16 protein-coding genes are annotated in these 22,079 nt (G+C 71.8%); 9 read left to right on the forward strand and 7 right to left on the reverse strand.

What is annotated here, in order from left to right; genetic code table 11:
• Positions 1 to 34: 34 nt before the first annotated feature.
• The 3 genes from ACWCPY_RS32585 to ACWCPY_RS32595 are packed head-to-tail and all read right to left on the reverse strand — an operon-like array spanning position 35 to position 5,923.
• Positions 35 to 1,087: a MupA/Atu3671 family FMN-dependent luciferase-like monooxygenase gene (locus ACWCPY_RS32585; RefSeq protein WP_451271059.1), complete on the reverse strand. Its 1,053-nt coding sequence runs from the start codon at positions 1,085 to 1,087 to the stop codon at positions 35 to 37.
• Positions 1,072 to 4,593, reverse strand: coding sequence for an amino acid adenylation domain-containing protein (locus ACWCPY_RS32590; protein ID WP_451271061.1), 3,522 nt, complete (start codon positions 4,591 to 4,593; stop codon positions 1,072 to 1,074). Before ACWCPY_RS32590 ends, ACWCPY_RS32585 begins: the two co-directional genes overlap by 16 nt.
• Positions 4,577 to 5,923 (reverse strand): MFS transporter, encoded by a 1,347-nt coding sequence (locus ACWCPY_RS32595; protein ID WP_451271063.1) that lies wholly within the window; start codon positions 5,921 to 5,923, stop codon positions 4,577 to 4,579. The genes ACWCPY_RS32590 and ACWCPY_RS32595 overlap by 17 nt, the downstream gene beginning before the upstream one ends.
• A gap of 323 nt (positions 5,924 to 6,246) precedes the next feature.
• Here ACWCPY_RS32595 and ACWCPY_RS32600 point away from each other — a divergent pair, with 323 nt between their 5' ends.
• Both ACWCPY_RS32600 and ACWCPY_RS32605 read left to right on the forward strand, forming a co-directional pair.
• Positions 6,247 to 6,633, forward strand: coding sequence for a hypothetical protein (locus ACWCPY_RS32600; protein ID WP_451271065.1), 387 nt, complete (start codon positions 6,247 to 6,249; stop codon positions 6,631 to 6,633).
• 140 nt (positions 6,634 to 6,773) lie between these two features.
• The gene (locus tag ACWCPY_RS32605; protein ID WP_451271067.1) at positions 6,774 to 7,136 is read left to right on the forward strand and encodes a hypothetical protein; all 363 of its coding nucleotides are present in this window, start codon (positions 6,774 to 6,776) and stop codon (positions 7,134 to 7,136) included.
• Between the two features lie 70 nt (positions 7,137 to 7,206).
• Here ACWCPY_RS32605 and ACWCPY_RS32610 read toward each other — a convergent pair whose 3' ends face one another.
• Both ACWCPY_RS32610 and ACWCPY_RS32615 read right to left on the reverse strand, forming a co-directional pair.
• Positions 7,207 to 7,626, reverse strand: a complete 420-nt coding sequence (locus tag ACWCPY_RS32610) for a transposase (RefSeq protein WP_451271069.1) — start codon at positions 7,624 to 7,626, stop codon at positions 7,207 to 7,209.
• A gap of 202 nt (positions 7,627 to 7,828) precedes the next feature.
• Positions 7,829 to 10,522 (reverse strand): BTAD domain-containing putative transcriptional regulator, encoded by a 2,694-nt coding sequence (locus tag ACWCPY_RS32615; protein ID WP_451271071.1) that lies wholly within the window; start codon positions 10,520 to 10,522, stop codon positions 7,829 to 7,831.
• Between the two features lie 599 nt (positions 10,523 to 11,121).
• Here ACWCPY_RS32615 and ACWCPY_RS32620 point away from each other — a divergent pair.
• Positions 11,122 to 12,483, forward strand: a complete 1,362-nt coding sequence (locus ACWCPY_RS32620; RefSeq protein WP_451271073.1) for a helix-turn-helix domain-containing protein — start codon at positions 11,122 to 11,124, stop codon at positions 12,481 to 12,483.
• Between the two features lie 163 nt (positions 12,484 to 12,646).
• Complete coding sequence (locus ACWCPY_RS32625) at positions 12,647 to 13,573, forward strand: ornithine carbamoyltransferase (protein ID WP_451271075.1); 927 nt, start codon at positions 12,647 to 12,649, stop codon at positions 13,571 to 13,573.
• Between the two features lie 232 nt (positions 13,574 to 13,805).
• On the opposite strand, the gene ACWCPY_RS32630 is transcribed toward ACWCPY_RS32625, so the two are convergent.
• Together ACWCPY_RS32630 and ACWCPY_RS32635 are read right to left on the reverse strand one after the other, a co-directional pair.
• Positions 13,806 to 14,018, reverse strand: coding sequence for an MbtH family protein (locus ACWCPY_RS32630; RefSeq protein WP_093549323.1), 213 nt, complete (start codon positions 14,016 to 14,018; stop codon positions 13,806 to 13,808).
• 142 nt (positions 14,019 to 14,160) lie between these two features.
• Complete coding sequence (locus ACWCPY_RS32635; protein ID WP_362453646.1) at positions 14,161 to 14,442, reverse strand: hypothetical protein; 282 nt, start codon at positions 14,440 to 14,442, stop codon at positions 14,161 to 14,163.
• 261 nt (positions 14,443 to 14,703) lie between these two features.
• On the opposite strand from ACWCPY_RS32635, the gene ACWCPY_RS32640 reads away from it, so the two are divergent.
• The 5 genes from ACWCPY_RS32640 to ACWCPY_RS32660 form a co-directional block, all read left to right on the forward strand.
• Complete coding sequence (locus tag ACWCPY_RS32640; RefSeq protein ID WP_329814690.1) at positions 14,704 to 15,156, forward strand: cobalamin B12-binding domain-containing protein; 453 nt, start codon at positions 14,704 to 14,706, stop codon at positions 15,154 to 15,156.
• Entirely contained in the window at positions 15,153 to 16,559 is a 1,407-nt protein-coding gene (locus ACWCPY_RS32645) for a methylaspartate mutase (protein ID WP_451271078.1), read from the forward strand. Before ACWCPY_RS32640 ends, ACWCPY_RS32645 begins: the two co-directional genes overlap by 4 nt.
• Positions 16,556 to 17,572 carry an asparagine synthetase A gene (locus ACWCPY_RS32650; protein ID WP_451271080.1) on the forward strand — a complete coding sequence of 339 codons (1,017 nt, stop codon included), beginning with the start codon at positions 16,556 to 16,558 and terminating at the stop codon, positions 17,570 to 17,572. Before ACWCPY_RS32645 ends, ACWCPY_RS32650 begins: the two co-directional genes overlap by 4 nt.
• Entirely contained in the window at positions 17,569 to 18,837 is a 1,269-nt protein-coding gene (locus ACWCPY_RS32655) for a glutamate synthase-related protein (RefSeq protein ID WP_451271082.1), read from the forward strand. Before ACWCPY_RS32650 ends, ACWCPY_RS32655 begins: the two co-directional genes overlap by 4 nt.
• A gap of 114 nt (positions 18,838 to 18,951) precedes the next feature.
• Positions 18,952 to 22,079: amino acid adenylation domain-containing protein (locus tag ACWCPY_RS32660; RefSeq protein ID WP_451271084.1), on the forward strand; the 3,128-nt coding region annotated here is incomplete at its 3' end.

Consider the following 22,079-nt stretch of genomic DNA (forward strand, 5'->3'; position numbering starts at 1 on the left):
CCCGGGACGGGGCGCGAAACGGTGGGGGCGCTCATCACAGGTTCTCTTTCAGTTCGGCCAACCGGTGCAGCCCGGCCAGTACGTCGTCGCGTCCGATGCCGAAGTCGATGAAGCAGGCGACCTCGTCGACGCCCAGCTCGGCCAGATCGGCGAGCATCTTGGCGCAGTGGCCGGGGGAGCCGAGCAGACTGCCCCAGCTGAGATAGCGCTCGAACGCGAAGTCGGCGAGCATCGCGGTCTGTTCCTCGGTGAGGGCCGCCGTCGTGGCGTCCGCGGAGCGGTTCGCCGCGGTCTGGCGGACGTAGGAGGCGAGATAGGTCTTGAGCGGCGCGCCCGCCATCCGGCGGACCTCCGCGTCGTCGGTGCCGACGAAGGTGTGGGCCATCAGCGTGACCCGGCCGTGGGCGTCGGTGCCCCGCTGGTCGGGGGCCTCGGCGCAGGCGGCGCGATAGCGGGCGATCTTCTCGGCCAGCTCGTCGCGGCTCTGCCCGACGGTCGCGCCGAGCACCCCGGCGCGCAGCCGTCCGGCAGCCTCCCAGGTCTCCGGGTTGCCGGACGTGGTGAGCCACAGCGGCAGGGTCTCCTGCACGGGCCGGGGCTGGGGCGTCACGGAGACCGGGGTGCCCGTGCCGTCGGGGTACTCGGCCGCCTCGCCCGCCCACAGCGACCGCAGCCGCGGGATCGTCTCCAGGGCGGACCTCCGGCGGTCCGCGTAACTCCCGGGGGCCAGCGTGAAGTCCTTGGAGTGCCAGCCGGTGGCGACGGAGAGGCCCACCCGCCCGTGCGAGAGGTTGTCCACGACGGCCCAGTCCTCCGCCACCCGCAGCGGGTGGTGGAGCGGCAGGACGACGCTGCCCGCGCGGATCCCGATCCGCTCGGTGGCGACGGCGAGCGCCGCGCTCAGCACCGGCGGGCTGGGGAAGACCTGCCCCACCTGCTGGAAGTGGCGCTCGGGGGTCCAGAGGGCGTGGAACCCGAGCCGGTCGGCGGTCCTGGCCACGGCGAGGATGTCCTCGTAGGTCTCGGTGTGCCGGGCCCCGCCGGCGGTGGTGCTGTCCGCACCGAAGAACATCACACTGAGGTCCACTGCCACTCCTCCTGCTTTCTGCCGGTCTGGGTCTGGGACTGCGGACGGCGCGGCACCCTGGGGCGGCGCGGGATGGCGGACACGGCGGGCGGCGCGGGTCTGGCGACCGCCCGTTCCAGCTCGGCGGCGAAGGCGGCCACCGTGGGCGCGGCGAACAGCTGGGCCACCGTCACCGGCCGGCCCGCGCCGAGCCGGGCCACGGCCCGCACCGCGCGCAGGGAGTTGCCGCCGAGGGCGAAGAAATCGTCGTCCGGGCGGGCGACCGGCACGCCGAGGACCTCGCCCCACACGGCGGCGATCTCCCGCTCCAGTGCGGTCATCGGGCGCCCGGCGGAGCCACGGTGCCGGGCGGGCGCCGCGATCCGGTCGCTCTCCTGTGCGCGCCGGGGCGGCGCGGTGAGGCCCAGCCGCGACAAGGGCGTGTCGGGGGTGGTCGCGGCCGCCTCCAGGGCCTCGGGGAGGGCGTGTGCGAGCCACTGGACGAACTCCGCCTCCAGCGCCTCCCCGCGGTACTCGAACGTCAGTGTCAACCCATCCGGTGCGCCCTGCTCGGAGGTGGAGTCCGTGACATCCACCAGGAGTTCGAACCGGGCGGCGCCGGTGCGCACGATCTCGACGCCGTGCTCGGCACCGGGCAGCGTCACCTCGGCCCGTGCGTTGTTCTGGAGTGCCAGGACCACGTCGGTGAACGGCTGACGGCCGGGGGAACGGGGCGGGTTGAGGCTGCCGACCACGTCCTCGAACGGCACGTCCTGGTGGCCGAACGCGGCGAGGTCCGTCTCCCGGACCCGGGCGAGCACCTCGGCCGCCGTGGGATCGCCGGACAGATCGGTGCGCAGCACCAGCATGTTGACGAAGAACCCGACCACGTCCTCGACGCTGCCGTCCCCGGCGCGCCCGGCCACCGGGGCGCCGATCGCCAGGTCCTCGTCCGCCCCGGCCCGCACCAGCACGGTGGCCAGCGCGGCGTGCAGGGCCATGAAGAGCGTGGCGCCCCGGGCGCGTGCCGCCTCGACCACCCGGGCGTGGGCCGCCGCGCCGAGCCGGCGGACCACGACCCGCGCGGCCGGACCGGGGACGGCGGGACGCCCGGCTCGGCGGGGCAGCAGCGGACCGCCGGCCGGCAGTCCGTCCAGTTCCTTGCGCCAGTACCTGAGCTGGCGGGCGGCGAGAGCGTGCGGATCGGACGCGGAGCCGAGCCGGTCGAGCTGATGGCGGGCGTGCTCCCCGTACGGGACGGCGAGCGGGGCGAGCCCCGCCGTGTCCGCGCCCCGGACCTGTGCCTCGTAGGCGCGCGACAGATCGCGGAAGAGCGGCCGCAGGGACCACCCGTCCCCGGCGATGTGATGGACCAGTACCAGCAGCGCGTGCTCGTCCGGCCGCTCGCGGCTGGTGAACAGCGTTGCGCGTACAGGGAGTTCGGACCGCAGATCGAAGCGGCGCCTGGCCTCCCGCTCGATCTCCCGCTCCATCGAGTCCCCGGCGACCGTCAGGTGGCGCAGCGGCGGACGCGCGGCCGCCCCGCTCAGCACCCGCCGTACGGGGGCGCCGTCGGACTCCTCGAAGACGGTGCGGAGCACTTCGTGACGGCCGGCGACCGCGGTCAGCGCCTCGTCCAGCGCGACCGTGTCGACCGTGCCGCGCAGCCGGACCAGCATCGGCAGGTTGTACGCGGCGCCCGCCCCGATCCGGTCCAGGAACCACAGCCGGTGCTGCGCGTGCGACACCGGGAGCGCCCCCGGGGCGGTGCCGGGCGCGGCGGGTGGAGCGGGGGGCGCCGGGGGAGCGGTGTCGACCAGTGGGGCCAGCAGAGCCGGGGTGGGCGCCTCGAAGAGCCCGCGGATGTCGATCTCGGCGCCGAGCACGGTGTGGACCCGGCCCAGCAGCCGGGCGGCCAGCAGGGAATGACCGCCCAGGGCGAAGAAGTCGTCGTCCGGGCCGACCGGGCCGGTGCCCAGCACCTGGGAGAAGAGCTCGCACAACGCGGCCGCCGTGCCGCTCGCCGCCCGGCCGGGAAGGGCCGCAGTGGGGCCGGGCTCCGGCAGAGCGGCCCGGTCCAGCTTTCCGCTGGGAGTGAGCGGCAGCGCGTCCAGTGGTACGAAGACGGCCGGGACCAGGTAGTCGGCCAGCACGCCGCGGGCGTAGGCGCGCAACTCCGTCTCGGAGAAGTTCGCCCGGGCGCCGCCGCGCGGCACGACGTACGCGGTCAGCTGCCGGTCGCCCGCCGGGTGCTCATGGGCGACGACCGCCGCCCGGTCGATGCCGGGGTGCCGGGTCAGTACGCTCTCGACCTCGCCGGGCTCGACCCTGAAACCCCGGATCTTCACCTGGCTGTCGGCCCGGCCCAGATACTCCAGGACCCCGTCGGCTCGCCGCCGCCCGAGGTCGCCGGTGCGGTAGAGACGCTCACCGGACGCGGTGGCGACGAAGCGTTCCGCGGTCAGCGCCGGCCGTCCCCGGTATTCGCGGGCGAGGCCCGCCCCGGCGGCGTAGATCTCACCGGCGCGGCCGTCCGGTACCGGACGGAGTTCCTCGTCGAGGACGTACAGCCGCTTGCCCGCCAGCGGAAGGCCGATCGGCACCGGGCCCTCGCCGAGCTCGGCGGCACTCACCGGGTGGACGGTCAGGAAGACCATGCACTCGACGGGCCCGTAGCCGTTGCTCAGCCGCAGTTCCGGCCGGCGTCGCAGGGCGCGGGCCGCATGCGGCGCGGACAGGGCCTCGCCGCCCACCACGAGCTCCCGCAGTCCGTCCATCACCTGCGGGTACTCGTCCACGACGACGTTGAACAGGGACGACGAGAGGTACATGGAGGTGATGCCGTGCTCGGCGACGAGCCGTGCCATCACGAAGGGTTCGGGCCGCCCGCCGGGGTGCAGGACACAGGTCCCGCCGTTCATGAGCGGCCCCCACAGCTCCATGGCGAACGCGTCCCAGGACAGCGGCGCGCACTGCAGCCAGACCGCGCCGGGGCCGAAGGAGGCGAAGGTCTGCCCGGTGAGCGTGGACGTGATCGCGTCGTGCGAGGAGGCGATGCCCTTCGGCCGCCCGGTCGACCCGGAGGTGAACATCACGCAGGCGATGTCGTCGGGCCGGACCCGTACGGCGCCGCGCGGCAGCGGCTGCGCCCCGTGGACGTCCTCGATGTGCACCCGCGCCACGTCGAGCAGGCCGGGCGCGGCGTCGCGGGCCGAGACGACCACGGCCGTCCTCGCGTCCTCGGCCATCGCGCGCAGCCGTTCGGCGGGGAAGCCGGGGTCGAGGATCACATATCCGGCTCCGGCCTTGAGGATGCCGAGCACCGTCACGACGAGTGCGGTGGAGCGCTCCAGGTACACCCCGACCGTGTCACCGGCCCGGATGCCCCGCGCGGCCAGGAGACCCGCCAGCCGGGCAGCCCGCTCGTCGAGTCCCGCGTAGTCGATCCGTTCGTCCTCGTGGATCAGCGCCGTCGCGCCGGGTGTCCGTGCCACCTGCTCCTCGAACAGCTCATGCACGCACCTCATCGCGCTCACCTCCCTGGTGCTCGCTCTGCCCGGCCGGCTCCCGGGGGGCGTCGAGGTCGGGCAGCAGGTCGTCGATGTTCCTGATGGAGCGGCTGGCGAGGCCCCAGACGGCGACCCCGGTCCCGCCGATGCCGGCGAGGAACAACATGGCCGCCATGCCGCTGCCCGGACCGTCGCCGACGAGGGGACCGAGCACGGTGAACAGTCCGGTTCCCCGGGCGGCCAGCGGTTCGAAGACGTGGTCGGCGAGCGGTCCGGAGACCGCCATGGCCACGGGCACGGAGATCTGCGACAGGAACATCACCGCGCCGAAGACCCGGCCCTGCCATTCGTGCGGGACCTTGGTCTGCACGATCGTCTGCATCGAGGCGTTGACCACCGTCATGAGCAGGGCGCCGACCAGGATGGCCAGGCACCAGCCGGTCACCCCGTCCACCAGGCTCATCACCACCAGGGCGGACAGGCACATGCCGACCACGCCGAGCATCATGCCCCGGCCCCGGTTCGCGGGCCCGCCCCAGGCCGCCATGAGCAGGGCGCCGGCCACTCCGCCGATCCCGACCGAGGTGTTGACCGCGGCGAGCGCGCCGTTGCCGGCCCGGATCAGCACCATCGGCGAGATGAGGGCGAAACCGAAGACCATGACGAGGTTGACGACGCAGAAGTTGACGATCAGGTCGCGCAGGCCGGGCACCCGGAACAGGTAGCGCAGCCCTTCGACGGCATCGGCGGTGATCCGCTTGCGCGGTGCGCCGGCCTCCTTCGTCACCCGGTCGCCGTCGAAGCGCACGATCCGGATGCCGATGAGGGCGAACGCGTAGCTCGCCACGTCGACCAGGAGCGTCGGGCCGATCCCGAAGAGGGCGACGAGCAGACCGCCCAGCGCGGGGCCGCCGATCCCGGCCGCACTTTTCGCGCCGGCCAACAGACCGTTGGTACGGTCCAGTTGGTCCTTGCGGACCAGGAGGGGAACGGCCGATGACAGGGCCGGGAACTGGAAGGCGGCACAGATGCCGAGCAGTACGGCCGCCGGATAGACCTGCCAGGCGTGGAAGGCGCCGAGGTAGTGGAGCAGGGCCAGCATGCCCACCACGAGGAGCCCGCCGGCGTCGGCTATCTGGAGCGCGGTGCGCTTGGGCACCCGGTCGACGATTGCGCCTGCAATGGGACTGAACACGGCCTGCGGCAGCATGGCGCACAGCGAGAGGACGGTGACCGACGTCGCGTTCCCGCCGGACGCCCACACCTCGACGATGAAGGCGAACCGGACCGCGGCGCTTCCCGCCAGGGACACCGCCTGGCCGGACCAGACGAGGAGGAAGGGCCCCATTCCCGAGAAGCGACCGGGAATGTCCGTTGATATCCGGGTGCCCATCAGGATCCGGATCCCTTGTGCACCGGCACCCGGCACATCGTGCCCGAGCCGTCGAATCGATTCGTTGCCACGCCTCAATCCCCCAGGATGTCGCATCCTCTGCGGATCACCATGGATCCCTGTCTGAGTCGAACGGGGGTCATCATGCGGCCATCGATTACCGGTGCGTTCCCTTGGCGAACGAGGGAACGGGAAGGAAGCGGGAACGATTCGGGAGGGAACCGGGAGCCGGAGAGGCAAGGGTCGTTCCGTAGTTGTCTGCAGTAAGGAGTACTCACGTGAAGGACCCCAGGGATCGCTCGCCCGACGGGACGGAACTCCGCCAGGCCTTCAAGGACCTGTCCACCGTGGAACGGTGGGCGGAGCGTGTGGCGTCCGGTGACCAGTCCCATCCGTACACCGCGCCGGAGTCCTTGGAGGGGCCCCAGCTGAGCGTCGAGACCAGAACCGAGAACGGCATGCACACGGTGGCCGGGATCGTGGAGTGGCCGCCCGGTGCCGGCACCGGCCCCGCGGCCCTGGACGAGACGGAGCGCGCGGTGCTCCGTTCCCTCGTGAGATCGCTGCTCGACCTGGCCGGCCATGAGTCGGGAACGGCCCGTACACGCGTGGTGCTCACCGCCCTCGGGCCGCGGGTCGCCGCCTGTCAGCTCGACGTGGAATAGCCGTTTCCGGTCCGTTCCCGCGGCAGTTCCCGGCGGCGGTATCGGGGCAGGAACGGACCGGGAACGCCGATCAGCAACATCAGTGGTGTCGGGAAGCGGAACACCGCAGAACCTCACAAACACCACTTAGGGGCGGGACAATGGGACGCAAGCTTGCTGGAATCTTCGGGATCGTCGCCGCGACGCTGGCCTTCGGGATCGGCACGGCGGTCGAGGCGGGGCAGTCGAACGACTCCCGGGGAATTCAGCAGGTTGTCGCCGACGACAAGGGCCCCACGGTCATCGGCACGCAGGGCGCCGACGACGACAAGGGTCCGACGGTGATCGGCACCCACCTGCTCGCCGACGACAAGGGCCCCACGGTCATCGGTACCCTGGGCGCCGACGACGACAAGGGTCCGACGGTGATCGGCACCCACCTGCTCGCCGACGACAAGGGCCCCACGGTCATCGGTACCCTGGGCACCGACGACGACAAGGGCCCGACGTCCCCCGTCATGTGATCCCCACCGCCTCGACACGCGAGCCCCGCACCACGCATCGGACCCCGTTGGTAAATCCGCCCCGCTGGAGCTATCCGGCGGGGCGGAGTGCTGCGAAGTGTGAGGTGCGGGTCGGGGCGAGCGGAGTGTTGGTGAGCCAGGCGTCCAGGCGGGCGAAGTTCATCGCGGCCGCTGTGAAGAAGTGCTGCAACGAGGTCTTGGCGAGTCCTCGGTAGCGGGAGCGGCGTGCGTCGAAGCGGTGGGGTGCCTGCGCGAAGGTGCCCTCGACTCCCGCCCGGTGCTGGTACTGCCGCTTCCAGGCATCCGTCTCCTGGAGGGCTTTGGCCTGCTGAAGTGCTTCGTGCTCACGCCGGGGACGCAGCGTGATCGCCCGGCCCTTCGCGGTGGAGCGGGTGCATCGGACTCGTTCCGAACAGGGCGAGCAGGTCCCGGCGGGGAACTGCGACCGGAGGCGCCGTCTCCTCCGGGACCTCCCCCGGATCCACCCCACGCAACGACACCGAACCCACCCCTGAACACGACGACGGCCTGCACAACCCCGACGAGGTCGTACAGGCCGTCGTCACGCATGCCCCCAATTCACCAACAGGGTCCGGAGTCACGGTGCGGGGCTCGTCGCTGTCCGTCGACGCGGTGGCCGAGGTGCACACGTACTGTTCAGGCGGACGGCGGACGGCGACGGCAGGAGGCCGTCAGCTGCGCCGGTGATCCGCCGGCACGCCCATGTCGGTGAAGAGCTGCTCGGCCTCCGCCCGGTGCCGGGTCGCGTCCGGGGTCTCCCCGAGGGCGTCGGCCATGCCCGCCAGCGCGTAGGCCTGCTCGATGCGGTAGCTGAGGGACGAGGCGAGTTCGTGGGCATGGGTGTGCAGCGCGAGTGCCGCCGCCACGTCGCCCTGCCGGCGGCGCAGCCGGCCCACCACGTTCTCCACCTTGGCCCGGCGCAGCGGCGAGGAGTTGGTCCGCATCATGTCCAGGGCGAGCTCAGCCTGGTCCGGGACGCGGGGCGGCTTCCCCAGCCGGTTCTCCACATCGGCGGACAGCGCCAGGGTCAGGGCGAGGTTCACCTCGTTGCCGGCGTCCCCGTACAGTGCGCGGGCCTCCGCCAGGCAGCGGTCGGCCTCTTCGTACGCGCCCAGGCCGACATGGGCGAAGGCGAGATCGGTGATGGCGCCGGGCAGTCCCTCGTGCTGCCCCAGCTTCCGGCTCAGTTCCGCCGACCGCTGGGCCGCGTCCCGTGCCTCCTCGTACCGCCCCCACTGTTCGTAGAGCGTGCTGAGGATGGTGAGGCTCTCGGCCTCCGCGCGGGGCATGTCCAGGTCGCGTTCGTGCGCGATCGCCGTCTCCATGTGGCCCAGGGCCGCCGAGAAGTCGCCGAGCAGGCTGTTGAACTGGCCGAGGATGCTCTCGCTGTGCGCCTGGGTGTGCAGGTCGCCGAGCCGGACCGCGACGTCCCGGCTCTTGCGGGCGGCTTCGAGGCCCTCGGAGAGACGGCCGAGTTTCCAGCAGGCGACGCCCAGGTTGGACAGGCTCACCCCCAGCAGAGCCAGATCCTCCAGCCGGCCCGCGGCGGCGACCGCGACCCGGCTCAGTTCGCCGAACTCCTCCAGGAGCCCGAGGTCGTTGAGCTGGAAGACGAGATTGCGGGCCAGGCACACCACATAGCGGTCGTGCCCCCTGCGCTCGGCGAGCGTGACGGCCGCGAGGAGCGAGTTCTGCTCGCGCCGGAACCACTTCCGCGCCTGTTCCGGGGTGGCGAGGCCGGGCAGTTCCGCCTCGGAGGGTTCGATACCGGTACTGCGCCGGCGCCGCCCGGAGTAGAGGAGATCGCACGCCACCTCGGTGGCCGTCAGGTAGTAGCCCAGCAGTCGCTCCACCGCGGCGGAGTCCTCGGGGGCCTCGACGAGCAGGCTGTGCGCGAAGCTGCGGACCAGGTCGTGGAAGGTGTAGAGGCCGATCTCCGGCTGCTGCACGAGATGGACGTCGAGCAGCATCTCCAGCAGGTCCTCCGCGTCCCGGGCGGAGGATCCCAGCAGCGCACCGGCCGCGTGGATGTCCATGTCGCTGCCCGGGTGCAGGGCCAGCGTCGAGAACGCGTTCCGGCACTCGTCGTCCAGGGCCTGGTAGGACAGGCGCAGGGTGGCGGAGACGCTGCGGGCGCCCGAGCTGAGCTCGTCGAGCCGCCGGGTCTCGTCGCGCAGCCGTTCCGCCAGGTACTGGAGGGTCCAGCGGGGACGGTTGCGCAGCCGGGCGGTGGCGATCCGCAGAGCCAGGGGGAGATGGCCGCAGAGCCGGGCGAGCTCCACGGCCGCCTCGGGCTCGGCGGCGACGCGCTCGGCACCGAGCGTCTCGGCCACCAGCATCGCGCTGTCCTCGGGCGGCATCACCCCGATGGAGATCCACTGCGCGCCGTCCAGGTCGACCAGACGGGCCCGGCTGGTGACCATGACGAGGCAGCCGGGGGAGAGGGGCAGCAGCGGACGGATGGCGGCGGCGTCGGCCGCGTTGTCGATGAGGATCAGCAGTCGCTTGCCGACCAGGGTGGCACGCCACAGGGCCGTGCGGGCGGGCACGTCGTCGGGGATGAGGTTGCCCGGCACGCCGACGGCGCGCAGCAGGGTGTCGAGCGCGATTCCGGCGGTCACCGGCTGGTCGCCCGGGGTGTATCCGCGCAGGTCTATGTGGAGTTGGCCGTCCGGGTAGTCCGGGGCGAGCCGGTGCGCCGCCCGCACCGCGAGCGAGGTCTTGCCGCAGCCGCCCATGCCGTCGATGGCCACGATCTGGGGGCCCTGCTCGCCGCCGCTCCTGGCGCCCTGCAGGATCTCGGCCAGCTCCCGGTCCCGGCCGGTGAAGTCCGCGAGGTCGTAGGGCAGGGTGCTGGGGGGTTCGGCGGGCAGCGCCACGGCCACGACGGGGGCGGCGGCAGCCGGCTCGGGCCCGGCCAGGTCGGGGCTCTCCCGCAGGATTCCCTCGTACAGCTTGGTCAGGTTGGGGCCGGGGTCGATGCCCAGTTCCTCGGCGAGGAGCTCGCGTACCCTGCCGTACTCGTCCAGCGCCTCGGCCTGCCGCCCGGACCGGTACAGAGCGAGCATCAACTGGCCGCGCAGGGACTCGCGCAGGGGGTGCTGCTGGACCAGTTCCCGCATTTCCACGATGAGTTCGGCGGCGTCCCCGAGTGCGAGCTGGAGTTCGAAGAGCTGCTCCGCCGCGGTCAGCCGGCGCTCCTCGATGGAGGTGGACGCCGCCTCGATGACCGGGCCGCCGCCGCCCGACAGGACGGGGCCCCGCCAGAGGGCGAGGGCGCCGCGCAATATCTCGGCGGCCTCGGCCGTACGGCCCTCGGACGCCTTGAGCTTTGCTTCACGTATCAGTAGGCCAAATTCGGCCACGTCGATTTCGCATTGTTCCTGGGCGACGCGATAGCCGGGGCCGTCGGTGACGAGGACGTCGGCACCTCCGGGTATCCGTCTTCGGAGATCCGCTACCGCCTTGCGTACTTGGTGAGGTGCGGTCGTCGGGGGTTCCTCGTCCCAAGCCGCCTCGACCAGCCGGGAAACCGGAAGCACTTTTCCGGGCTCCAGAAGCAGAGTGGCCAGAACTCGCTCTTGTATGACGCCGCCCAGTCGGAGACGGGTCCCGTTGGACCAGCCCTCTATCGGGCCAAGAATGTTGAAGCGCAGCCGAAACTCTTCTGCAGTTGACACGCATCCTCCCCCTCAACTCTGCGCAGCCGCAGCGCTTCACCAGCGCGAAGCGATCGTATCCGCTGCGGGAGGAACTGGCGGTACTGCACCGGGAAGAGTTCGGGAATGGCTCGATGGAGTCTGTTCATCGACGGCAGGCCTTCGCTGCCACGGACAGCACGGAGCGTACGGAGCGTGAGCGGACCGGAAAGATCCCGGCCCGGGCCGTGTGTTCCGGACAGCCCCGGGCGGCCGGGTAACCGGCCATTGCGTTTTCTGAGCATGTGGAGACCGAGGAGACAATGATGAATTCCCAGCCCGCACCCGGGCTCGACGTTCTGCTGCAGAATGCGCGCCGGCGGGCGGGACTCACCCAGGAACAGCTCGCCGGGCTTTCCACGGTGAGCGTGAGAGCCATTCGCGACCTGGAACTCGGACGGGTCCAGCACCCGCGCAGGGAAACGCTGAAGCTCCTTGCCAATGCGATGAGGCTGAGCGACGCGCGGCGCGTCGAGCTGGAACTCGCCGTCGATGCGAAGGCGGCGGGGCGCGTCTTCCAGGACATCTACGGAACGGGCCTCGCCACACCGCCGCCTCCGCTGCGCCCACTGATCGGGCGGCGCCCCGAACTGGAGGCGCTGACGGCCCGGTTGCGTACGGACCACGAGCGGCTGCTGACCCTGGTGGGTCTGCCGGGAGTGGGAAAGTCCCGGCTCGCCCAGGAGGCCGCCTCGGTGATTCACGCCCGGGACGGGGTTCCCGTGCTGTGGGTCTCCCTCGACGACCCGGCCGAGACCACTGCGGCGGACCCCAACAATCCGCAGGCGACCGTGACCGGATGGGTGCGCGCACTCGTCCGCGACGGCGAGGAATTCGAGGAACTGGCCGCGCTCATAGGGTCCAAGGCGACCTTGATCGTGCTGGATGGTCACGATGCGTCACCTTCTGTCACCCCTCGCCTGCTGAGTCTGCTGCGCGCCTGCGAGCGCCTGAAAATACTCACCACCACCGACCGGCCGGTGCAGCTGCCCGGCGGCCGGCTGCTCCCACTGGCTCCGCTCGCGGTGCCGACCGCCGCCGATCTCGCCGCCGAGCCGGTGGGCGGCTCCCTCGTCGCGGACCGGCACGCCGTCGAGCTGACGCTCTCCCATGTCAGTTACATGCGGCCCGACTTCCTCCCCACCGACTCCGTCGTCACCACCGTGGCCCACATCTGCCGGGCCTTGGACGGCATGCCGCAGGCGCTGGAGGCCGCCGCCTCGTGGCTGCTGCTGTACTCCCCGCAGCAGCTCCTGGACATCGCCCGCACCACACCGCTGGTCCTGCTCGACGGGGTGACGCCCGCCGATCCCGCCGCCGGTCCCACCCTGGGTGAGCGGCTCACCGCCGCCGTGACCGGGCTCGACCCGCAGGCCGCCGGTCTGCTGCGCACACTGGCGACGCTGGAGGACCCGTGGACGGTGGACGGAGCCGCGCGTGCCTGCGGCACCTCTCTGGCCGAGACCGCCCGTGATGTGCATGCCCTGCTGGTCCGCGGCCTGATCCGCCGGCTCCCCACGACGGCGGGCGGCCCGGTGGGCTTCACCGTGCTGAACCTGGTCCGCGCGGTGCTCGACGCGCGGCAGGAGACGGCGCCCGCCGCTCTCGCCGCCGCCCTGGCCGAATGACGGCCGCCCCGCCGGGAAGCGTGGGCCGGACCTCGCACTTCCGGGCCGGGGAGCCCTCGCTCCTCCTTCCGTGTCCCTGTCGCCCCACCGCGTCACCCGGGGCCTCCCGTTCCCCGTTCCGCTGCCCGACCCCGATCCCGTCCTCGTGAAAGGCACCTCACCCATGCGCAACCTGATCTCCCTCGCCGACCTCACGCCCGCCGAGCTGGACCACCTCGTCCGGCGTGCCGTCACGTTCGGCCGCGACGGCATCGTGCCGAAGCCGCTGGCCGGACGCCAGGTAGGTCTCTACTTCCGCAAGTCCTCGACACGGACCCGGACATCCTTCTGGAGCGCGGCGACCCGCCTCGGCGCCGATGTGATCACCTTCGGTCCGAACGAGCTGCAGCTCACCACCGGCGAGACGGTCGAGGACACCGCCCGGGTGCTCGGGCAGTACCTGGACGCCCTCGTCGCACGCACCAACGGGGACGTGGAGGAGATCCGCCGGCTCGGCAGCAGCGAGGACCTGGCCGTCGTCAACGCCCTGAGCCTGGACGAGCACCCGACCCAGGCCATCGCCGATCTCGCCACCCTCACCGAGGAGTTCGGCTCGCTCGACGGGGTGCACCTGCTCGCCGTCGGCGAGGGCAACAGTTCGGGCGCGGCCCTCGCGCTCGCCGCGGCCCTCACCCCCGGACTGCGTCTCACCCTGCTGTGCCCGGCGGGATACGAGGTACCCAAGGAGACCCTGGACCTGGCGGCCGAACTCAGCGGCGGCAAGGCCCTGGTGAGCCAGGTCGTGACGGCCGACGAGGTCGAGGGGCCGGTCGACGCCGTGTACACCAGCCGGTGGCAGACCATGGGCGTGACGAAGGAGAACCCCGACTGGCTCCAGGACTTCGACGGCTTCCAGATCGATCGCGCGTTCCTGGACCGCTTCTCCGGCCCGCGCACCGTCTTCCTGCACGACCTGCCCGCGGTCCGCGGCGAGGAGGTCACCGACGAGGTGCTCGACGGCCCGTCGAGCCGGGCCTGGCGGCAGGCCCACCACAAGATGACCGCAGCCGCGGCGGTCCTGGAATGGTGCGTACGGGGTATCCAGGAATGACCGGCCGCACGGCGGCCACCGGCACCACCTGATCCACTCGCACCACCGGCTCCTGGCGCACACGGGTTCACGACCGAGACCACCCGTGTCCGCCAGGAGCCTTCCGCGTGTCCCGCGTACGGGGCCGCGCTCCGTACCCCGTTCGGGAGGAGCGGGCACGGAAAAGGGCGGATGCGGGGCGGCATGTGCCGCGCCTCGCACCCGCCCTCCGGGGCCGGGACAACCGATGGGGTCAGCCACCCATCGCCGCAACCACCGAACGCGGCCGCATGTCGGTCCAGTTCGCCTCGATGAATTCTCCGCACTCCTGTTTGCTGCCCTCGTCCTTCACCAGTTCCCAGCCCGCCGGCTGCTGGATCCGGGCCGGCCACAGCGAATACTGACCCTCTTCGTTGGCCAGCACTACATAGCGGCCCTGGGAGTCCTCGAACGGGTTGGTTGCCATGATTTCCACCTCGGTTGGACGATGTCGTACGTGAATGTCGTCAGGTGTTTCTGAGTGTTTCGGCTGCATCAAATGCTAGGAGTCGCAGACCGGTTCGCCGGGCAGAAGCCCAGGCAGATCGGCGGCACCACGGACCGCGCGGTCAGGCGAGCACGCGGGCCGTCTGATGCGCGTAGGTGAGGGCGACCCCGGTCGCCACGGTGGCCGCGCGCACCGCCCCGAGCGCCTCGCGTACCAGCTCCGAACGCTCCACCGGCATCACCTCGATCCCGGGCTGGCCCGCACGGACGATGTTCACGGCGGCTTCGAGCACGGCGACCTGGGCCTCGCCGAGCGCCTCCCGCCGGTCGACCCGTTCCCGTACCTCCGCCAGGACGTCCGCGAGCACGTCCGCCGCACGGACGCTGTGGCCGGTCTCTGCCATGTCATGACTCCTCGGTCTTTCGCCGGCGGATTGCACGGGGCCGGGCGCTGAATTCTGCGGGTGCAGTGCCGCCAGTCTCACGCCCCGCCGGCCGCCCGGCACCGGGCTCGCGGCCAACTGCTCCTCTGCTGCCGCCCAGTTGCCGCCGCTCACGCCGGAAACGCCTCCGGAGCGAATCTACGGTTGTGGCCGAAAGGGAGTTCCGGGCAAGCCTGGACCTCTTTCTCCCCTTGTCATCCAATGATGTGGACGAAGCGAACAATGAAGCCTGCGGAATGGGCGGCTCGTCATCGATCCGGGCCGCTGGATGTTGTTGTCACCGGACTGCAATCCGATGCTCACACCTGGAATCTCATCTACATCCAACTGCTGCTCGAAGACCTCGGGCACAAGGTCGTCAATCTGGGTTCCTGTGTGCCCGGGGACGAGATCGTCGAGTCCTGCTGCAAGTTCCAGCCCGACCTCCTGGTCGTCAGCAGCGTCAACGGGCACGGCTTCAACGACGCCGAGCCGCTGATCGGAGCCATCCGGTCGCGCTGGGAGCTGACCGGCCTGCCCGCGGTCATCGGCGGCAAGCTCGGCGTGTCCGGAGACGGGGAGGAAGAGGCCGACGCCCTCATGAGAGCCGGGTTCGACGCGGTCTTCCAGGACGGCGTCGACATCGCCGCCTTCGAGTCCTACGTCGACTCGCTCCCCAAGGAGGTGGAACGATGACCGCGCCGGTGGAGGAGGCAGCTCCCGGGAGCCGCACCACGGTGCACCGGCGACCGCTCTCCTTCGGCCGCTTCGTCGCCGGGGCGCAGGCCCGCGGAACACTCGTGGTCCAGCCCCGCATGGGCTTCTCCGACCCCGCACTGATGAGGGCAGGCCTGCTGGCCACCAAGGGAGCGGCGGACGCCGTCGTCGGCACCATGACGATCGACAGCTACACCCGGGTCAACGACGAGGCGTCCGCGGCCCGCGCCCTGAACGGCGGCGTCCCGCTCAACGGGTTCCCGATCACCTCCTACAGCCCGCACACCTCGCGCTGGGTCCTCGACGGCGTGCGGGACGCGGGGTTCCCGGTGCAGATCCGGCACGGCTCGGCCCGTCCCCAGCGCATCGTCTCCGCACTGGCCCGGCTCGGCCTGGACGCGACGGAGGGCGGCCCGGTCTCCTACTGCCTGCCCTACGGACGCACCCCGCTCCTGGACTCCGTACGCAACTGGCAGGAGGCCTGCGACGTCCTGGCCGGACTGCGCGGCACCGGCGCGGAACCGCACCTGGAGACCTTCGGCGGCTGCATGCTCGGCCAGCTCTGCCCGCCCGGGCTGCTCGTCGCCATCAGCGCGCTGGAGGCGCTCTTCTTCCACCGGGCGGGGCTGCGCAGCATCTCGCTCAGCTACGCCCAGCAGACCAACGCGGACCAGGACCGCGACGCGATGCACGCACTGCACCGCCTGGCCGGCGAGTTCCTGCCCGACACCGACTGGCACATCGTCCTCTACACCTACATGGGCCTCTACCCGCAGACCCGGCACGGTTCCCTGGAACTCCTGGAACGGTCGGCCGAACTGGCCGTGGAGACCGGGGCGGCCCGGCTGATCGTGAAGACCGTCGCAGAGGCGCACCGCATCCCGACCGTGGCGGAGAACGTCGAGGCCCTGCGGGTCGCCGCCCGGGCCGCCGCCCGGCACCGCGCCGCGGCCGGTGTCCGGTCCGGGAGCGCTGCCGTCCCGCACACCGACCCCGCGGACAACGCCGTCTACGCGGAGGCCCGTGCCCTGGTGGACGCAGTGCTGAACCTGGACGACGACCTGGGCCAGGCCCTGCTGAAGGCCTTCGCCCGCGGATACCTCGACGTTCCCTACTGCCTGCACCCCGACAACGCGGGCCGCACCCGGAGTCATATCGACGGGTCCGGCCGCCTCACCTGGTCCGAGATCGGGGCGATGCCCCTCGGGCCCGTCCGCGACCGCGGCCGGCGGCTCACCGCCGCCGGGCTGTTCGACGCCCTGTCGTTCGTACAGCGCCGGCACGACCGCACCGTTTCCCCGTCCGCTTCCCGCCCCTCGCTCCCCACGGCGGCCCGTCGCCCGGCGGCCCATCGGCAGCACACCCAGGAGGTAGCACCATGACCAGCACGATCGCCGAGTCCCACGGCCGCGTCGCGCCCTCGTTCCCGGCCTCTCCCGACCAGCACCTGATCGCCGAACCGACCCGTGCCACGCTCCGGGTGCAGAGCCGCATGCTCGCGGCGACCCGGGCCTTCCTGACCGCGCAGGGGTTCCAGGAGCTGCTGCCGCCGGTCATCGGACCGGTCACCGACCCGGGCATCCGGGGCTCCAAGCAGGTGGACGTCGACTTCTACGGCCACAAGTACAAGCTGATGACCAGCGCGATCCTCTACAAGCAGGCCTCGCTGCTGGCCTTCGACAAGATCTTCTACATCGCGCCCAACGTCCGCCTGGAACCGCTGGAGACGGCCGTCACGCACCGCCACCTCGCGGAGTTCCACCAGATCGACGTGGAGATCCGCGACGCCCGCCGCGAGGACGCCATGGAGCTCGCCGAGCGGCTCGTCGCCCATGTCGTCGACGAGGTCGTCCGCGAGATGCCGGGGGACCTGGAGCTCCTCGGCCGGGACCGGGACGCCTTCCGGGAAGTGGTGCAGGGCGCGTTCGACCGCACCACGCACAAGGAGGCCACCGCCGATCTGGTGGCGCTCGGCCACCCGCAGGACCCGGGCGCCGAGATCGACTGGGAGGGCGAGGAGATCCTCTCCGCCAAGACCAGCCGCCCGTTCTTCGTCGTCGACTACCCCAAGGGCTCGCGGGGCTTCTACGACCAGGAGGACACCGACCGCCCCGGCGTCCTGCGCAACTTCGACCTGATCGCCCCCGAGGGCTACGGCGAACTCGCCAGCGGCAGCGAGCGCGAGCACGACTACGCGGCCCTGGTCACCCGGATGCGCGAGACCGGCGAGAACCCCGCGAAGTACGGCTGGTACCTCGACCTGGCCCGCCGCGGCATCCCCGCCAGCTCCGGCTTCGGCATCGGCCTGGAGCGCTTCACCCGGTACGTCACCGGTCGCACCGCCGCCTGGGAGGCCAGCGCCTACCCGAAGCTTCCCGGAGTGATGTCGGCATGAGCACGGTACTGAGCGCCTCGGGCTTCCCCGAGGAACAGGTGCGGCACCGGGCCAGGGCCGGAGCGGCCGGGGTCTTTCCCGCGCTGGAGTCCTACGGCAGCAGCATGCTGGGCGCGGTCCCGGCCGGCCAGGACTCGCACGACCTGCTGGAACGCGCCAGGATCGTCCCCCCGGTGTTCATGCCGGAGCGGCTGAAGAAGCTCATCGACCTGGCCCGTGAACCGCTGTACACGGACGTCGAACTGGACACGCTGCTCGGCGGGTTCACCTCCCGGCTGCCGCTCTACGTGTCCGCGTTCGGCTCCACCCAGGTCGCCAGCCACGACCTGGGCGAGGCAGCCGGACGCCAGGCCGGAGCGCTCGGCATCCCGATGGTCATCGGGGAGAACGTGGTGCCGGTCAACGGCTACCGCGCCGCCGCCGACTCCGCGGCCTCCCCGCTGCTCGGCCGGATCGCCGCCTACACGGCCGCCGCCGACGACGAGCACGGCGGTGTGGTGGTGCAGCAGTCCACCGAGGACGCGGACGCCGAGGTGTGGAACCTGGTCTACAGCGACCCGGTGTCCGAGCCGCTGCTGGCCACCGGCCGGCTCGCCTTCGAGCTGAAGGTCGGGCAGGGAGCCAAGCCCGGACTCGGCGGTCTCACCGTCCTGGGCCGCGAGGCCGGCGACCGGGTCGCCGAACAGTACGCCATGGACGAGGTGTTCGGCGCCGACAGCGACTCGGTGCTGCGGATCAGCAGCCCCGGCACCTTCACCGAGGAGATCCTGCGCCAGCAGATCCGGCTGATGCGGAACAACTTCCCCCGCGTGAAGGTGTGGGTGAAGCTGCACCCCGGGCGCGACATCGCCCTCGCCGCGGCCACCGCCTGGGCGGCCGGCGCGGACTCCGTCACCGTGGACGGTGCGGAGGGCGGCACCGCCTGGGCGCCGACCGCCTTCCTCGGCCAGGTCGGGCTCCCGCTCGGCGAGTGCCTCACCCGCATCGGCCGCACCGACCACTGCCTGCTCGCCAGCGGGCGGATCTGGGAAGGCACCCGGGCCGTCAAGGCGCTGGCGCTCGGTGCCCGCGCCGTCGGCCTCGGACGGGCCGCGCTGCTCGCCGTGGACGAGGACGCCGAGGCCGGCCTGGTCCGGCTGGCCGAGTCCATCGCCCTCGAACTCCGGCTGCTGATCAGCTCCGTGGGCAAGTACCACGTCAACGCCCTGGAAGCGGACGACGTCCTGCTGCCGGCCGACGCCGCGACGGGTTCCCGTACCGGCTGATCCCCCCGCTCCACCACTCCGCTTCGCACCCATTGCACGTCATCCACCGTGGCTCCGTCGGTCTCCCGGCACGCCGCGAGACCACGAGATCCGAGCTACCGAGAAGGTGTCGAGATGTTCCAGCCGCAAACCGATCCAGCTCTCTCCCCCGGCGTCGGCGTCCCCGCGTACGTCGCTTCGTACAACGACACGGCCGAGAACCTGCCCGTGGGCGCGCTGCACGCTCTCTTCACCGCGCAGGCCGCCCGCACCCCGGACGCCGTCGCCCTCGTCCGCGAGGACCGCCGTCTCACCTACCGGGAGCTGGACGGCGCGGCCAACGCCCTCGCACACCGGCTCGTCGCCGAGGGCGTACGGCCCGGCGACGCGGTCGGCCTCCTCTTCGACCGCTCCTTCGCCTATGTCGTCACCGTCCTCGCCGTGATGAAGAGCGGCGGGGTGTACGTCCCCCTCGACCCCCGCCAGCCCGAGGAGCGCCTCGGCTGGATCCTCTCCAACACCGGCGCCGGCCTCCTGGTGACCGACCGCCCGGCCGGGGAGACCGGCTTCGCGGGCGACCTGCCCGCCCTGCGGCTCGACGACACGAGCGCCACGGCCGACACGGCCACCACCGCACCCGATGTCACGGTCCACCCGGACCATCCGCTGTACATGATGTTCACCTCCGGCTCCAGCGGGACCCCCAAGGGCGTCGTCAACACCCACCGCAACGTCGTCGAACTGGCCCTGGACCCGGGCTTCGGCGCCGCGGCCCACGAGCGGGTGCTCGCCTACTCGCCGCTGCCCTTCGACTCCTCCACCTACGAGCTGTGGGTACCGCTGCTGCGCGGTGGACTGGCCGTCGTACTGTCCGCCCCGAAGATCGACATCGGCGAGCTGGCCGACGCCATCACCCGCTACGGGGCGACCGCCGCCTACTTCACGACCGCCCTCTTCGACGCCATGGCCAGCGAGGCGATCGACGCACTGGGGCAGTTGCGCGAGATCTGGACCGGCGGCGACGTGCTGTCCGCCACCGCCCTCCAACGGGCCCTCGACCACTGCCCGGACACCACGTTCGTGCACGTCTACGGCCCCACGGAGGCGACCGTCTTCTGCAGCTACCAGGCCTTCACCCCCGAGGTGCGCACCGTCGACCGGCTGCACCTCGGCATCCCGATGGCGAACACCGCCATGTACGTCCTGGACGCCGGGCTGCGCCACACCGCCCCGGGCGAGACCGGCGAACTCTACGTCGCGGGGCCGCACCTCGCCCAGGGCTACGGCCGGCTGCCCGCCCTGACCGCCGAGCGTTTCACCGCCGACCCGTACGGACCGGCCGGCAGCCGCATGTACCGCACCGGCGACCTGGCCGCCTGGAACGAGCACGGCGAGATCGTCTTCCTGGGCCGCGCGGACCAGCAGGTCAAGCTGCGCGGGAACCGCATCGAGCTCGGCGAGATCGAGACCGTGCTGGTCCGCCACCCGTCCGTCGCCCAGGCCGCCGTCATCGTCCGCGAGGACCGGCCCGGCGACAAGCGCCTGGTGGCCTACGCCGTACCCGCCGAGGAAGGCGTCCTGGACGGAGCCGAACTCCTGCGCCACGCGGCCGAGGAGCTCGTCGAGTACATGGTGCCCTCGGCGGTTGTCCCGATGGGGACCCTGCCGCTGACCCCGAACGGCAAGCTGGACCGGCGTGCCCTGCCCGCCCCCCGGGTCGTCGCGGCACCGGGCGGCCGGGCCCCGCGCAACCCCGTCGAGGAAGTCCTCTGCGGACTCTTCGCGCACTCCCTCGGCCTGCCGTCGATCGGCATCGACGACGACTTCTTCACCTCCGGCGGCCACTCGCTGCTGGCGACCCGTCTCGTCAGCCGGGTGCGCACCACCCTGGACGTCCAGCTGACGCTGCGGCAGTTCTTCGAGTACCCGACCGTCGCGCTGCTCGCCGAGTACGTCGCCACCGGCGGCGGCGAGTCCGCCCGCCCGGCGCTGACCGCCCAGGAGCGCCCGGAGCCGCTGCCGCTCTCGGCGGCCCAGCAACGCCTCTGGTTCCTCGACCAGTTGGAGGGGCCGTCGGCGACGTACAACATCCCGCTCGCCGTCCGGGTGCGGGGCGAACTCGACGTCGCCGCCCTGGAGGCCGCGTTCACCGATGTCGCGGGGCGGCACGAGAGCCTGCGCACCGTGTTCGGGCAGGCAGAGGGGCAGACCTACCAGCGGATCCTGCCCGCCGACAGCGTCCGGGTGGAGCTGCCGGTCACCCCGGCGACCGAGGACGGCATCGCCGCACTGCTCACCGGGGAGTCGGAGCGCTTCTTCGACCTTTCGGCCGATCTGCCGTTCCGCGCACGGCTGTTCAGCCTGGCGGGGCAGGACCACGTACTCCTGGTGGTCATGCACCACATCGTCTCCGACGGCTGGTCCTACCAGCCGCTCATGCGTGACCTGAGCACTGCCTACGCGACCCGCTCGCGCGGCGAGCGCCCCGCCTGGGAGCCGCTGCCCGCCCAGTACGCGGACTACGCGCTCTGGCACCGCGACGTGCTCGGTGACCCGGCGGACCGGGAGAGCGTCGCTTCCCGCCAGCTCGACTACTGGCGCCGCACATTGGCCGACCTGCCCGAGGAGGTCACCCTGCCCGCCGTCCGGCCCCGGCCAGCCGTCGCCTCCTACCGGGGCGCCACCCACACCGTGCACCTCTCCGAGGACGTGCACGCCTCGCTCGCGGAGCTGGCGCGCGAGTCGGGCGCCTCGGTGTTCATGGTGGCCCAGGCAGCGGTCTCGACCCTGCTGTCCCGCTCCGGTGCGGGCCACGACATCCCGCTCGGCTCACCGATCGCCGGCCGTACGGACCAGGCGCTCGACGACCTCGTCGGCTTCTTCGTCAACACGCTCGTGCTGCGTACGGACACCAGTGGTGCCCCGAGCTTCCGTGAGCTGCTGGGCCGGGTCCGGGAGGCCGACCTGGCCGCGTGGAGTCACCAGGACCTGCCCTTCGACCGCCTGGTCGAGGCCCTCAACCCCGACCGGTCCGCCGCCCGGCACCCGCTGTTCCAGGTGATGCTGACCCTGACGGACGCGGCCACGCCGACACTCGTGGCCGAGGACCTGGACACCGAATCGGAGTTCACCTGGCTGAGGTTCGCCAAGTTCGATCTGACGTTCTCGTTCGCGGAGCATCGTTCGGTGGATGGTCGGCCGGGTGGGTTGGACATCACGATCGAGTATGCGACGGATCTGTATGACGCGCGTTCGGTGGAGTT

This window comes from Streptomyces sp. NPDC002403, from assembly GCF_053593015.1.